The organism is Trueperella bernardiae, from assembly GCF_030246965.1.
Taxonomy (GTDB): domain Bacteria; phylum Actinomycetota; class Actinomycetes; order Actinomycetales; family Actinomycetaceae; genus Trueperella; species Trueperella bernardiae.
The window spans coordinates 776,292-790,739 of the sequence record NZ_CP127099.1 but is presented as its reverse complement, the minus strand read 5'-3'; the positions used below and the strand labels follow the sequence as shown (position 1 = coordinate 790,739).

The following is a 14,448-nucleotide window of genomic DNA, read 5'->3' as shown; positions in this document are numbered from 1 at the left end:
TACCGGAGCAAGGTTTAGGCTGGAGCCGTGAATGTCATACTCGTTGGACTCGGCGGCGCGATCGGCGCGGCCCTCAGGTTTTTCCTCTCCAACGGGGCCACCTACCCCGTGCTCGTCATCCTCGCCATCAACGTGGCCGGCGCCTTTGCGTTAGGCGTGGTCTCCTCGATGGTGAGCGGGCAGGCCCGGCTCTTCGTGGGCACCGGGATGCTCGGCGGCTTCACCACCTACAGCGCACTGGCCGTGGATACAGTCGAACTCTTGCAGGACAACGCTGCCTGGGGGCTGGCCTATGCCGTAGGCTCCGTGGTGCTCGGCGTCGGCGCCGCCTGGCTGGGGCTTAAGGCCGGTCGGGTTGGCGCTGAGCGTCGAACCACGAGCCACACGTCTGAGGCGGGGTGAGCAATGTTCTTCGCCGTCGCGCTCGGGGGTGGGATCGGTGCCGGCGCCCGCTACCTCATCGACAAGGCGCTCCCCCACCCGTGGGGAACCGTGACCGTCAACTTTGTCGGCTCCTTCCTCTTGGGCTTGCTCGCTTCCCTCTTCGTGCGGGAAGACGCGCTGGCTGGTTCCGCCACCTGGTACGCGATGCTCGGCGCCGGCTTTTGCGGCGGGCTGACCACGTTCTCCACCGCCTCCATCAACGCGCTCCAGGTCAGCGACGAACAGGGGCACGGCAGGTCGGCCGCCTTTGTGTTCGGGATGCTCGCGGGGGCGATTGCGCTTGCCGCGCTCGGGATGCTGGTTGGCGCGCGGTTACTCCCGGGCCCAGGCACATCGCACTAAAGGAGCTCTTCCCACTTGAGGGTGTCGGGTTGGCGCCCTCCCATGCGCCTATAACCCGGCCCGCCGGCCCAAGGCCCACCCGGCACCAGCTACCCCCGACACAGCTCGTGAACCAGAGCCCGACCAGGTCCCTATAGCAATCGGTAGCCGGTATATTCACAAGTTCTGCCCACTGAAGTGTCCCGAGTTTTGTTCCTAGCATTTGCCCTGGTTTTCATTTCCTCTGATGTGCTGGCGCTGTGCCAGTAGTCGTTCTCATCCTCGACCGGGGTGCGGTAGTCAAGGGCTTGGTGGATCCGGGTCTGGTTCCACCATGACACCCACTCGAACGTGGCGATTTCTACCTCGATAACGTCTTCGCACTTGCGGGTATGGATTAGCTCGTTCTTACCGTTTCTACGTGGAACCACAGCCAAAACCTGATCTCCACGTCACCAATGTCGAGAAGGACAAGGACGGCAACTACGTAGTCACGCGCTCGGACGGCACGAAGTGGCCTATTGAGCTGAAGGACATCCGGGACAAGCTCGCTGAGCTGGATAAGAAGGAGACCGTCTCTCCAGACGAGCTGAAGAAGGTCAAGGACGATCTCAAGAAGGCCCAGGACGGCATCGATGATCTCAAGGTCAAGGACGAAGCGCTTCAGAACGAGATCGACCAGCTCAAAAATGACGTCAAGGGTCTCGACGAGCGTGTCACCAAGCTCGAAGAGCGCGTGACCAAGCTGGAGAACTCCACCATCAAGGAGGTCGTCAAGAACGGCGACGGCACTTACACGCTCATCCGTGAGAACGGTGACAAGGTACCGGGCAACATTGACCCGCGCAGCGGCTCCGTTACCAACGTCAAGACTGACGGTAAGGGCAACCTCGTCATTACCATCGACGGCAAGGACAAGACTGTACCGTTGGAGCAGGTTAAGGTCACTGAGAAGGACGCGGGCACGCCGAAACACACGGTGACGATCACCACCCCTGACGGTAAGTCTGTGACCTTCAACGTCTTCGACACTTATGTCACCGATATCAAGTGGAACGAAGAGAAGGGTCTCTACGAGATCTACCGCTCGGACGTGGATGGTGGCAAGACTGTTTGGAAGACGATTGACCTGTCTGACCTGCGTAACCGCATCGACGCGCTCGAAAAGAAGGATTCTCCGTGCCGGGATGAGTACAACACGCTCGTCAAGGAAGTTCGCGAGAACCGTGAACTGATCGTAAAGCTCAAGGAGCAGATCAAGGAACAGAACGCTGCTGACCAGGAGAAGATCACCTCCATCCTGGAGAAGATCACTCAGATCGAGAAGCAGCTGGCCGACATGCAGGCAGATCTCGACGACATCAAGGCGCGTCTGACCAAGGTCGAGGGCCACGCTGATGCACTGACCAAGTGCCTGTACGGCTCCGGCATGGCAGCGATCCCGGCAGCACTGAGCGTGCCTCTGATGCTGTTGACGCAGGTGAAGATCCCAGGTGTCGAGCAGCTCAACACACAGATCCAGCAGCAGTTGGGTATCTACAACCCCGAGCTGGCTCGTGCGTGGGGTCAGTACGGCGGTGTACTGCAGGCTGGCGCTGCCTTGGCAGGTCTAGCCGGCATCATTGGAGGTATCGCGTACCTCACCAACGAGTGCGCGCCGCTGACCAAGACCGAGGCTGCGCAGAACACTGACCTCGGCAAGCTCAGCTCCGAGCTGGAGAAGGGTTCTTCTCAGAAGGACACCGGTGCAACCCAGCCCGGTGAGCAGAACGCACCTGCTGCGGATGCTCCCGCAGACGCTGATGCTGAAGCTCCGGCTGAGGGTGATGTAGAGGGTGCTGTAGAGGCTGCAGACCCAGCCACAGCGCCGTCTGGGGAGCTCGTGGCTGCTCAGTAGTACTATGTCTCGCAAGAGAAAAAACACCCTGTAGCGTCCTGCTACAGGGTGTTTTGGCGCTATATGGGTATGGGTCTTAGCGCCGGTACTTCGCAAGGCTCTGGCGCACGACCTCAAGCGTCGGCCACAGTTGAATACCAAGGCTGAGTTCACAAGCAGCGATGTGCTCGGCGCGCGGCCACTGCTCCCCTGTCACCATCTTGCGCAGCGTCGCGTAATTGACACTGGTGAGTTCGTCGAGCTGGCGCCACGACAGACCATGTGCTTCGCGCTCGGCGTAGAGTCGCACAATAGCCAAACGCACCGCTTCGACGTGTGGGTCTTCGAGTACACGCGCAACATGCGCGCCTTTTCGATCGGGCCAGTGTGGGAAATATTCCAGCGGCGACACGGTCACTGGACGTGCCATAATTCATTTCCTTTATGTGTAGGTACTGCGTTGTCAGTCTAGTAGAGGCGAAAAATAACCCCGCAGGTTTCCCTGCGGGGTGGCTGTGTTTGCTAGAACGGTACTTCTTCAGTGCTGTTGGCTGCAGTGTCAGCATCGTTTTCACGGCGTGCAGCACGGGCCTCGGATTCAGCCTTGCTGTCGATCAACTGCACGGTGTCGATGCGCGCGACCAGGGGGTAGTGCTTCACACCATCCTTATCGGTGTAGACATCCGTCTTGAGCGAGTACGACACCGCAACGCGATCGCCAGCATTGATGCAGCCGAACACACCAAGGTTGTTAGCGTCAGCGACGTAACCGGTGAGTTCCGCGATCTCACTCTCGACCTTGCCAGTGTCCTTGTTCTTGAACGTATTGCGTGCGTACACGCTGAGTTTGACGGTCGCACCGCCATTTGCGTGCTCAAACAGCTTCGGTGCGCGGGCTGCGTTGCCGACGATGGTGCCAGAGTTGAATGGGTTGGACATATGCGTTTCTCCTTATGTGTGAGCGTGAATTGTCTTGCAGTTGTGTGTTTGAACAGCGGCTTTGCTGCTGTAGAAGTGCTGTTACAGCGCTAGTGCTACAGCACGGCCCAGGGAAGGCTGTGGCCCTCGGCTTCCAGGTCGCGCAGTTCCTGCGCAGCGCCGGGATCGGCGTCCTCGCCGTCGCAACCATCAGCGAGCATGTAGAGCAGTTCGAGGTCTGTATTCGTGTAGTTCAGCATGGCGTGTCTCTGAAGTGCCCTGGGTTTTGTTCCTAGGCATTTGCCTTGATTTCTATTTTTGCTTGGGGCGGGTTCTGCTTCCAAAATTCGGTTTCCACCTCGACCGGGGTTCGGTATCCCAAGCTTTGGTGAAGCCTTGTCTCGTTCCACCATGACACCCACTCGAACGTCGCGATTTCTACCTCGACAACGTCATTCCACCTGCGGGTATGGATCAGCTCGTTCTTGTAGGATCCGTTGACGTTTTCAGCAAGAGCATTGTCGTAGGAGTCACCGACAGTTCCGGTGGAAGCTGTAATGCCGTGTTGGGTAAGTCGCTCGTTGTAGACCACGCTGACGTACTGCGATCCGTGATCCGAATGGTGAATGAGACCTGTTGTTTCCTCAGCACACACGATCGCCTGGTTAAGAGCTTGCAACGGCAGTGCTTCGGTGCGCATGGAATCTGATAACGCCCACCCAACGATCCGTCGAGAGTAAACGTCGGTGACAAACGCGGCGTACACAAAGCCTTTCTTCGTGCGCACATACGTAATGTCGGCCACCCACAGTTTATTCGGGCCCTGAGCTTTGAATTCACGCTCGACTAAGTCCGGGCGCAGATCAGGCACGTTAGCTTTTCGGGTTGTGATAGGTGATCCGCCTTTGCCTTTGCCAGAAACACCGGCCAAGCGCATCAGCCGGGCGGTTTGTTCACGCCCGATATCAATTCCGTCGCGGCGGAGAGCATGCCACATTTTCCGCACGCCGTAGACGCCGTAATTATCCCGATGAACAGTTCTAATTCGGTCGATCAGCACAGCATCGCGAAGGCGACGAGCACTTAATCCACGGGCCTTGGACTGGCGATAACCACGCGAGGTGATAAACCCACCAGCCCGGTTATTCTTCAACGTCTTACAAATGAACTCGACAGAGAAACGATTCCGGTATTTATCGATGAACCGGATCATTTCCGACGTTTCGGGTCGAGTTCCGACGCGAAAAAAGCCGAGGCAGCCTTCAACAGCTCATTAGTGTCGCGTAGCTCTTGATTTTCACGGCGTAGCCTCGCGTTTTCGGCGGCCAAGTCTTCAGGCACAGGTTCTGGGATGTTTCCCGCACGGCGGGCCTGCTGGGTCCATTGGCGAGCCGTGTGCCATGAAACCCCCAGCTTTGGGGCTACTGCCTGGCATGCGGCTTGCATCGACATATTTTCCGCCAAGATGCGATCTTCCACGAGACGGACCACGCGGTCCTTGGCATCCTGGTCAAATTTTCTTGGCATATTCCAGATTTTCCCATCTACTCAAACGGAACAAAACCTGGGACACTTCACTAAAAACCAAGGACACTCCACGTCGAATTGTGTCCGTATCTCGTCAACCATGTTGTCCTCCGGGCTCGGGTTCGGAACCTGTTGTAAAGCGCTGACATCACCTACGCTCATTTCTAGTGTGAGGCTTGACACACCCTTGGGGTTGTCTTAAGGTTTCTCGAACAATGTGCGACACATCGCCGGAATTATCCGAGAGAAGGTGTTGACTTTGAAAGCTATAATGACCACATTGGCTACAACAGGATTGACAGTATCATTTTACGCTCCCCTCGCTGGTAACCTTGGGCATCCGAGACGACCTGCTGAAGGTGTGACACCCGTTAGCTCACTGACGTCGACACCTCAGGATGCCGATCCTGATGGCTTTCCTAGGTTCATCGGTGAAGGTCGTCCGATCCTACCGCAAAACTGTATAAGCAGAGTGTGCTTTGGTGACGGTGGTGTGAGCGCAGGGCAGCGATTAGCCTTCGCTGTGCCTGGTAATCGAGGCTTCTCAGTCACTCGAGAGGCAACACGAAGAGCGGCCGAACGGAAGATTAACGTCGAAACGATAGCAAGGCACGGAACACTGAAGAAAACCAACAATGGTACTGCATATGTGCGTTATGGGGTCTGGGAAGCTCGATTGAGTCTTCACAATAGCACTATTATGACTGTGGTGATTTGGTGATGAATCGGCTGGATACTAGAACGCTTACAGCGTACTGCTGGGCAGATGGTAGTGGGTTTGGGTGGAAGGCCCCAGGAGAAGCTCTATTTCCACAGACTGGCTATTTCGATGAGTCCCCTCTCCTCACGGTAGATGTTGATATCGAAGGCAAGATCATTGATGTTGGCTTTGCGCTTGATGCAACGAATGGGAGACTTGAGACTGATATCCAGTGCAGCATTGATCGCCATTGTGAGGACGAATGGATGATCTGGACGATTACTTTTTCGCAAGGAAGCCTTCTGATGTGCAATGAGGAGGAGACTTGGCGTGCAGTCGGAGAGTTGGCGGACACGCTCAGCGTTACCCTAACCCCTCACAATGAGATGCTTACTCTATCCGTTAAGTCTGGAAAGCTTAGCGCATAGCATTACCTCGACCTGGAGTCCCACCAGCCATAGTCGACGGGCATGGGGTGGGCCCCGGAAGAGCAGTTCTTCCGGGGCCCACCGCTGACTGGTGTCAGCTTGTCAGCCAGCTAACTAGCCAGGAGTGCTCATGCCTAGCTGATGGCGACCATCGCCTGCCAGCCATGACCGACCTGGCGGGCAGCGCCCCACCAGCCGTTGGCCTGGTTCTTGTAGGCAAACATCTTCCCATCCTCGCGAATACCGACCAGGTCAAGCCTGCCGTCCCCATCCACATCACCAGGAACCGTGGCCTGGACGAAGGAATCCCAGCCGTGACCGATCTTGCCCGCGCCATACACACCACCATCGGCAGCCCCAGCGTAGGCATACATCGAACCATCAGCCGCAATCGCCACCAAATCGCTGTAGGAGCTACCCACGAACTGGCCCGGAGCCAAGATCGTGGTCATATTCGACCAGCCGTGACCAATCTTGGTCCCACCAAACAGGCCGTTCACTCCCACCTGGTACCGGTACAGATCACCGGTTGCCACATGACGCGCCACCACATAATCCGCACTCGAGGAGCCCAGCTTGCCTGCGAAGACGACATTATCCATGCCATCCCAGCCATGGCCAGCCTGCATACCCTCCACCAGGAAGCCGTCGCCCTGCGAGTAGTAGTAGAACAGGGAACCGTCAGCGTACTTGACCAGCACATCCGCCCGACGATCACCGTTGACATCACCCATCGCGGCAATATCAACGATCTGGTTCTGGCCGCACATCACAATGCCCTTGTGGTAGAAGCCGCCCTTGCCATCATTAGCGTAGAAATGCACCGCGCCGGCCTCATCCACCGACCACAGATCAGCCAGCTTATCGCCAGTCGCATCACCCAACACGCCCGTCGCACGCGACGGCGTAACCGGACGATCCATCACCTGACACTGAGAAGGCACCAGCTCAGCAATCTCCTCCTGCGTCATCGGGCGCGTACGAGACTCAGTGGTCACAACCCGGTCACCGACGACCCACTCGAGCTTGTCAGCATCCCACACGAACTCCGTGGTGGTCACCGTCCGCTCCTGATTGAAGGTGCGATCCTCGATGTTAGGAGTCGTGTCCTTCCACTCGGAATACTCGACCTTCACCTCAGGCTGGGCCGGGCGCTCCAACTCAAACTCCCACGAGGTCTCAGCGTCCGCTGCGAGGACATAGCCATCCGCAGCTACGGCAGTTACCGTCACGGTCTGACCAGGCTTCACCTCAACAGTTCCGGTGACCTCCCGATCACCGACCTTGTAAACCACACCCTCAACGGTCGGGATCGTGATGACACCAGAGTCCTGATCAAAAGCCGGATCCTCCGGAGTGACCTGCGTCGGCAACGCCGGCATCGAGAACTCCCACGAAGCCGGAGCGCCCTCGGCCAGGACATAACCCTCCTTGGCCACAGCAGTCACCGTGATCGTCTGACCCGGCTCCACGTTCACCGAATCCTGGACAACGTCCTCACCAACCTTGTAATCCACGCCCGTAACGGACGGGATCGTCACAACACCGGTCGCCATATCGAGAACTGGCACCTCCGGAGTCACTTCCTTCGGCTCAGGTGCGGCCTTCTCCTGGACGAGCACCACTGCCGAGCGGGCGGGAATCGTCACCGTACCTGTCTCGGAATCCCACGTCGTACCCTGAAGGACCGGATCATCATCCTGGCCGTCGGTGAGAACGGGCGAGAGCGAGAGCGTCAGGCCCTTCATCTCGTCGATGCCCTGGCTCAACTCCACCGGAGAAGCGTTGATCGCCACGAGCAGGCCGTCCGAGTCCGGATCGACGTCGGCGCCGACCGTGTCGTCCACGCGCATGAGGATGAGGCCCGCCTGCTGATCCTTGCCCGCACCCGGGAAGGTCACCTTCTCCTTGACGAGTTCAGCAGAGCCGAGCGTCAAGAGCGGGTGAGCGTGCCGCAGGCGAAGCAGCTCGAGCGCCTGGGCATGCGCCTTGGCGAGCTCCTGCGGGGAGGCCACGTTCGCAGTATTCTCCAGGAACGGCTTCATGGCATTCCACTGCACGTCGTTGTCCCGAGCCGGAGGAAGACCCACACCGAAGTTGTGCTTCTGGCCGGTCCAGTCGATTGCGTTGAAGTAGTCTCCCGAGTTGTAGGAGTTGCGATCCATCGACTTTGAGCGCAGCAGGTCAGTGCCCGCGTGCCAGAAGGACGGGGACTGGCCGAATGTGACCGTCGCGAGCGAGACGGTATTCATCCGCACGCGCGTATCCATGGTCGAATCGGCCGGTAGCTTCCACATGTTCGTGTCAAAGAGCGTCTCGTTGTCATGCGCGTCGACGTAGTTGACGTTCTCCTCCGGCGAGATGGCGTAACCTGCCTTCTGCCCGTTGTAGTCCAACTGATCGCCGCGCTTCTCCTCGCCCGAGCTGGTGACGAACGTGAAGTCCTTGAGGTTGCCCGCCATGCCAAGACGGATGAGGTCCTGGTTATGCCTCAGGCTTGCCAGCTGATCGTCGCTCGCCGAATTGAGCGCGTTCGGGTCCGTGTATTGGCCGTTGCCAAAGCCCTGGCCTTGCGACTTGTTCGAATCGAACCCGCTTCCACCATGCACGGCGTCGCGCAGCCGGTCGTTGAACGAGCCGATCCCGGTCCCGTCCAGCTGCCCCTGCGTGGCCTGCTCGAAGCGCTTGTTGTTCTGAACGTCGTCGCCGAAGTTCCAGCCCTCGCCGTACATGTAGATGTTCTTGCCGTCAACCCCGTCCTTCTCCGGCGTCAGCTGCGCAAGCCCGGCCTGGATGGCCTCCATGTTCGCCCGCGAGTGATGTCCCATGAGGTCGAAGCGGAACGCGTCAATCTTGTAGTCGCGCGCGAGCGTGACCACCGAGTCAACCATGAGCTGTTCTGCCATCGCGTTCTCGGTGGCGAGGTTCTCACAGCAGGTGGAATTTGCCACCGTGCCGTCCGCGTTCAGGCGGTGGTAGTAACCCGGCACCACCTTGTCGAGCACCGACTTCTCGCCCTGGCCAGACTGGGCCGTGTGGTTGAACACCTGATCGAGGATCACCTGGTAGCCCATCGAGTGAAGGGCGCCGACCATCTCACGGTAGGCCATCGTGCGGTTCGCACCCGACTGGTTCTCCTCCGCCGCGTACGAGCCCTCCGGGGTCATGTAGTGGTAGGGGTCGTAACCCCAGTTGAACCCGTCCTCATCGGCCACAGCCATGACCGCCGCCTGCTGTTCCGACGACGCCGCCCCGGCATCCGGCACTGACGCCACCTTCTGTTCGGCGCGCTTTTCGGGAATCGTGGCGATGTCGAAAGTGGGCAGGATGTGAACCATGTTCATGCCCGCCGCCGCCAGCTCGCGCAGCTGCTTGACACCGGCGGAGTCCTCGAGGGCGAACGCCTCGTAGGTTCCCCGGAGCTTCTCTGGGACGGTCGTGTCCCCGATCGAGAAGTCGCGCACGTGCAACTCGTAGATGCTTCGCGCCGAGTCATTCGTGATGACGGGCGCTTCGCTGGTTTGCCAAAGCGTTGGCATATAGTCCGGATCCGACAGGTCAACGAGCACCGAGTGTGTCGAGTCCACCGTCAGGCCCACCGAATACGGGTCGGTCACCACGTTGTGCTCAACCTGGTTGGTCGAGGGCACAAAGACCTCCACGTCGTAGCGGTAGGCGCGGTTCTTCCAGGCACTTTCGCCCGTGATCGTCCACGTGCCATCCGCCTGATGCTCCATCGGCAACGACGCCGGATCGCCCGTCGCGTCCTCAGAGTCGAAGAGCTGCAGCGCGACCGACTTTGCCGTGGGAGCCCACAGTTTGAGGGTAGGAACGCCGTCGTTGAAGTGCACACCGAGCCCGCCAGCCTCACGCGCCGCGGAGGCGTAGAGAGCGTCGAGTACGCCCGGAATCTGCAACCCTGTGAAGGCGACCGGCGTCCCACTGGCGTCCTTGGCGAGGATCGCAAGGTTGCCTCGCAGGGCCTCCTCAACCGCGGAGCGCTCCATGGCGACCGTCAGCGTCTCATACCCGCGCAGATGCCCGCGATTCTTCAGCTGCTCCGAGGACAGTCCCGAGCTCGAGTGTGTCATCTTCGCCAGCTTGGTCGCGCCATCTCCGGCCACCGCCCCATTCGCCACGGACAGCGCACCTGTGCCGCCCCACAGTTCGAACGTGAGGTCGGTGCGCCCGCCGGTGAGCGCGCCCGGCCAGGCGAAAGTGGACTCATCCACCCAGTAAGCCGTGCGCTCGCCCTGGCCCGCGACCGGGACGTCACCTTCCGAAATCTCCAAGACGTGGTCCGAGATGCGGTAAGTAAAGGTGATGAGCTTGTTCGCGCCGACGGTGAAGTGATAATTATCAGCGCTATTGGGGGTGCCGCCAGGACCGTAGTTCTCTGCCCATCCTCGCCCATGAGCGACCTTCACCTGGTAGTCCCCCTGCGCGATCTTAGACGTGGAGAAGGTATAGGTGCCATCCCCGTTCGGGAACATGAGCGTGGCCAAGCACGCCGGGTTCCAATCCGCGCCGAAATCGCCAGACGGCTGACAGCCGAGCGTGGCATTGAAGTTGCCCGGGAGCGTCACGATCGGATCCGTGGCGGTGTTGAAGAACTTGTGGCTGACGGGGTTGTAGAAGAAGGTGACGTCCGTCTCCTCATCAAGGGTGTAGGCGACGTTCTGCCCCTTAGGCACGCCTCCTGCTCCGTAGTCCACGTCCCACGATCCGCCGATCGCCACCTTGTACTGGTATGAGCCCTTGGGCAGCTTCCACGTGCCCATGTAGAGCCCCGAGGCCTCGTCGAGGGTGAGGCGCGCGTCCACGCACGCAGGGTCCCAGTTTCCGCCGCACCCCATGGCCTGCTGGTGCGTGCCAGGGAGGACGACGTCGTTCGCGCCGATTCCCGCCGGTGCGGGCGCGGCAGAACCCAGGTCGGTACCGACGACCAGAAGGCCGGAGCCGGCCACCTTGCTGCCGTCCGCGTCAACCGAGACCGCGCGCACCTCGACGAGCGTGCCCGCCGGAAGTCCGAGATCGGCAAAGACACGCGGCTGGTCACCCTCGGCCACACCGAGCGGCGCGTATTCTTCGGTCCCCACCGGCCGGTAGGAGAAGGAGGTCTCCGCCCAGCGGTGGTCGGCGATATCCGCGGTCACCGAGGTAAGCCCGTTTTCGGGAGCCCCGGTCGACACCGCGATCGTCTGGCTCTGTCCTGCGTCAGCCACCTGCGTGTTCGCCTTGAACACGACCGCCGACAGCGCCGGCACCGTGAGGCTCACGGTATCCGTGGCAGTGACCGAATCCTGCGTCCCGTACAGCGGCGAGTAGGTTGCACCCGGGGTGAGGGTGGCAAACGTGGCCTCCTTCGCAGAGTCGGAGTTGTTGATGGCCACGAGGTATTCGACTTTCTCCTGGCGATCCACGCGGGCGAAGGCGAAGACGCCCTGGCCGTCGTCGTAGTGGAGAGTGGTCTGCGAGCCGGTGCCCAGCGCCTTGTGCTCGCTACGCAGGTTAGCGAGCGCGGCGATGTGCGTGCTCATCTCCGTCTCGCCGAAGCGGTCCTGCGAACCCGCGGGCGTGCCGTCGAGCAGCTTGTAGTTCTGGTATTCGGCGGTCTGCGTGGCGAACAGGGATTCGCGAGCGCCCTTGTCCGCGCCGTCGCCCACCAGGCCCTGCTCGTCGCCGTAGTAGAGCACGGGCTGGCCGCGCGTGAGGTACATCAGCGTGTGGGCGAGCTTGGTGCGGCCCATCGGGTCGGAGCTACCACGTAGGAGCCAGCCGATGCGACCCTTGTCGTGGTTGCCCAGGAAGGTGGGCATCGCGGCCGCCGACGAGTGTGGGGTGGTGTAGTAGGAATCAGCCGCGAAAGCCGAGGCGAGCGCCTTGGCCGAGCCGCCACCCGCGTAGCCCTCCGCCCAGGACTGGAAGGCGAAGTCGAGCACCGCATTCATGCGGGTGTCACGCAGGTAGGGGGCGAGCAGGTGGGTCTGGGCGTCGTAGACCTCGCCGAACATGAAGAAGTCGTCGTTCCCTTGCTTGGCCGCGTAGTCGCGGATGACGTCGGTGAACTCCTGCCAAAACTCGAAGTTGACGTGCTTGACCGTGTCGATGCGGAAACCGTCCACACCGAAGTCCACCCATGCCTTGTAGATGTCGATCATGCCGTCACGCACGGTCTTGTGCTCGGTCATGAGGTCGTCAAGATCGCCGAAGTCCATGTAGGTGGCCGGTTCACCCGCCGGCCACGACGAATCATGCCCGCGGTTATGGTAGAGCGTCGGATCGTTGAGCCACTGTGGGTACTTCGCGCTCTCCATGCCATCCGGGATGAGGGGCTTGTACGGGAACGACGTGGCGGCGTCCATCACCGGGAACGTGTCCGACGTCGCGTAGTCGGCCGGGTCGAACGCCGCGCCGCTCGCGTCCTTGTACGGGGTGTCCTTCTTATAGATATAAGGAGGGTTCTGCCCCTCATGGCCTTCGTAATAGATGACGTCCGCCGTGTGGTTGGCGATGATGTCGAAGTAGACCTTCATCCCCTTCTCATGAGCCGCCGCGATGAGGTCCTTCAGCTCCTGATTCGTGCCGAAGTGGGGGTCGATCTGCGTGAAGTCCGTAACCCAGTAGCCGTGGTAGCCCGCCGACGCATCCGCGCCCGTGCCCTGCACGGGGCGGTTGACGAATGACGGGGTTAGCCAAATCGCGTTCTGGCCCAGACCCTTGATGTAGTCGAGCTTGTCGTGGATGCCCTTGATGTCGCCGCCGTGGAAGAAGGCACGGTCGGCCGGGTCGAAACCGGTCTCCATCCGGTCTGTCTTCGTGCAGTCGACCGGTAAAGCGCCGTCGGCACCGGCGTGACCCGTGGCGATACACCGATCATTATCCGGATTGCCGTTGTTGAAGCGGTCGGTCAGCAGGAAGTACATGTTGCGGTCGGCCGCCGGGTCCCTGTAGGGCGCGGCAATCAGCGACGCGTCAGAATCGGCGTACTCCCCCGGCAGGCCCGGGTCGGAGACGAAGACCTTCTTATTGACGTCGTCGAACGAGAAGCGCAGCGTCCGCGCATCGTCCAGGACCAATGGATAGTTGCCGTCCTTATGGCCATCCATCCCGTAGACGCCGTCCCACGAGTTGTTGATGGTCACCTTGAAGGCGTGCTCCCCCGCCGGGATCGTCAGATCGGCTGTCCAGATCCGATCCCCATCCGGATCCTTCAGTGAGGTGGCGCCACAGGCCTCATCCCAGTTCTTTGGGCAGCCGAGGGCATCTTGGAACGTGCCGGCAACGGTCACGTTCGACGTCGCTGCAACAGCGGGCGTGGCAAAGCCAACAAATACCGGCAGTCCCACCGCCATGGCCAAGAGTAGGCCGAGGGCGCGGATCAGCCGCGAATCCTGTGTGCGTTTCACGGGCAGACTTCCTTGTCTCTTCAACAGTGTGCGTGTTGGAAGACAACTGTAGAGGGTGGCTCCGACAAAACTACCCGCCGCCTGCAAATTGCAAACAAGAAACTGCAAGGATATACACCGCAACGCTGTGACCAGCAAAAACGCCCTCCATGCACGTGCAAGAAGGGCGTTTTTTGTAAGCGTGGACCCTACCGGGCTCGAACCGATGACACACGCGGTGTAAACGCGTTGCTCTACCAACTGAGCTAAGGGTCCGCAGGTTAGTGTAACCGGCAAGCACCCAGTTGGGAAATCCCCCTAGAAGGTACGGCCGTGCGCCACCTGGAACGCGTTCCACCCAGAATCGAGGTGGCGCGTGGTCGTCACCGAAAGTCCGGCCGTGCCCGCGGCGTCATTCACATCCTCCATCGGCACGCTCAGATCGGCCCGCTGATCGGGCACGAGGAGCCAGATGGGCGCGTCGTCGTCGACAATCCCGCCCGTGCAGTCAACGAAAAGGTCAGTCAGGTCGTCAACATCACCGTCGTCCGCACGCCACCACAGGATCACGCCATCCACGCTCCCGCGGTAGTCCTCATCCTCAAGCTGTTCGCCCGTAACCTGGACGATGCTGGCGCGAAGAGCCATGTCGACGTCGTCGTCGTAGCCGAATTCCTGGATCAGTTGCCCCAACCGGAATCCCAACTCCTTACCGGATAGACCGGACACTGTTACCGCCTTCCCTGAAACAATAGTCACATTCTAAGGTGCCGACGGCGAAAGTACAGCTTTAAACCGTGGCCGCGTCTTACCACCTGGCGCGTGTGAGCAGTCACCCAGTTCTGT

Annotated in this window: 11 protein-coding genes and 1 tRNA gene; 4 read left to right on the top strand and 8 right to left on the bottom strand. The window is 60.2% G+C overall.

Annotation, left to right across the window (positions count from 1 at the left end):
* Positions 1 to 27: 27 nt before the first annotated feature.
* Together QPC17_RS03665 and QPC17_RS03660 are read left to right on the top strand one after the other, a co-directional pair.
* Complete coding sequence (locus QPC17_RS03665) at positions 28 to 402, top strand: fluoride efflux transporter FluC (RefSeq protein WP_062612260.1); 375 nt, start codon at positions 28 to 30, stop codon at positions 400 to 402.
* Positions 403 to 405: 3 nt separating this feature from the next.
* Positions 406 to 786 (top strand): fluoride efflux transporter FluC, encoded by a 381-nt coding sequence (locus QPC17_RS03660; RefSeq protein WP_068538366.1) that lies wholly within the window; start codon positions 406 to 408, stop codon positions 784 to 786.
* Between the two features lie 131 nt (positions 787 to 917).
* Here the strand turns inward: QPC17_RS03660 and QPC17_RS03655 are convergent, their stop codons facing one another.
* Positions 918 to 1,196 carry an IS3 family transposase gene (locus QPC17_RS03655; protein ID WP_285347530.1) on the bottom strand — a complete coding sequence of 93 codons (279 nt, stop codon included), beginning with the start codon at positions 1,194 to 1,196 and terminating at the stop codon, positions 918 to 920.
* Between QPC17_RS03655 and QPC17_RS03650 the strand changes: the two genes are divergently transcribed.
* A complete protein-coding gene (locus QPC17_RS03650) occupies positions 1,187 to 2,662 on the top strand; it encodes a hypothetical protein (protein WP_285347477.1) in 1,476 nt (491 codons plus the stop codon). The genes QPC17_RS03655 and QPC17_RS03650 overlap by 10 nt on opposite strands.
* Before the next feature lie 76 nt (positions 2,663 to 2,738).
* On the opposite strand, the gene QPC17_RS03645 is transcribed toward QPC17_RS03650, so the two are convergent.
* The 4 genes from QPC17_RS03645 to QPC17_RS03630 form a co-directional block, all read right to left on the bottom strand.
* The gene (locus QPC17_RS03645; RefSeq protein ID WP_285321591.1) at positions 2,739 to 3,071 is read right to left on the bottom strand and encodes a helix-turn-helix domain-containing protein; all 333 of its coding nucleotides are present in this window, start codon (positions 3,069 to 3,071) and stop codon (positions 2,739 to 2,741) included.
* Between the two features lie 92 nt (positions 3,072 to 3,163).
* Positions 3,164 to 3,580: a single-stranded DNA-binding protein gene (locus QPC17_RS03640; RefSeq protein ID WP_285347476.1), complete on the bottom strand. Its 417-nt coding sequence runs from the start codon at positions 3,578 to 3,580 to the stop codon at positions 3,164 to 3,166.
* A 95-nt stretch (positions 3,581 to 3,675) separates the two neighbouring features.
* A complete protein-coding gene (locus tag QPC17_RS03635) occupies positions 3,676 to 3,819 on the bottom strand; it encodes a hypothetical protein (RefSeq protein WP_285321587.1) in 144 nt (47 codons plus the stop codon).
* A gap of 32 nt (positions 3,820 to 3,851) precedes the next feature.
* Positions 3,852 to 5,086 (bottom strand): IS3 family transposase gene (locus QPC17_RS03630; protein ID WP_210382983.1). Its coding sequence is split into 2 segments (ribosomal slippage): positions 3,852 to 4,798 and positions 4,798 to 5,086, totalling 1,236 coding nucleotides; the frame shifts between segments, so codons are not numbered across the junction.
* Positions 5,087 to 5,803: 717 nt separating this feature from the next.
* Here QPC17_RS03630 and QPC17_RS03625 point away from each other — a divergent pair.
* Complete coding sequence (locus QPC17_RS03625; protein WP_143601928.1) at positions 5,804 to 6,214, top strand: hypothetical protein; 411 nt, start codon at positions 5,804 to 5,806, stop codon at positions 6,212 to 6,214.
* A 134-nt stretch (positions 6,215 to 6,348) separates the two neighbouring features.
* On the opposite strand, the gene QPC17_RS03620 is transcribed toward QPC17_RS03625, so the two are convergent.
* From QPC17_RS03620 to QPC17_RS03610, 3 genes are all read right to left on the bottom strand, one after another.
* Entirely contained in the window at positions 6,349 to 13,623 is a 7,275-nt protein-coding gene (locus tag QPC17_RS03620) for an alpha-1,6-glucosidase domain-containing protein (RefSeq protein ID WP_285347475.1), read from the bottom strand.
* A gap of 182 nt (positions 13,624 to 13,805) precedes the next feature.
* Positions 13,806 to 13,878 (bottom strand) — tRNA-Val (locus tag QPC17_RS03615).
* 42 nt (positions 13,879 to 13,920) lie between these two features.
* The gene (locus tag QPC17_RS03610) at positions 13,921 to 14,331 is read right to left on the bottom strand and encodes a DUF3052 family protein (RefSeq protein WP_070448304.1); all 411 of its coding nucleotides are present in this window, start codon (positions 14,329 to 14,331) and stop codon (positions 13,921 to 13,923) included.
* Positions 14,332 to 14,448: the final 117 nt, after the last annotated feature.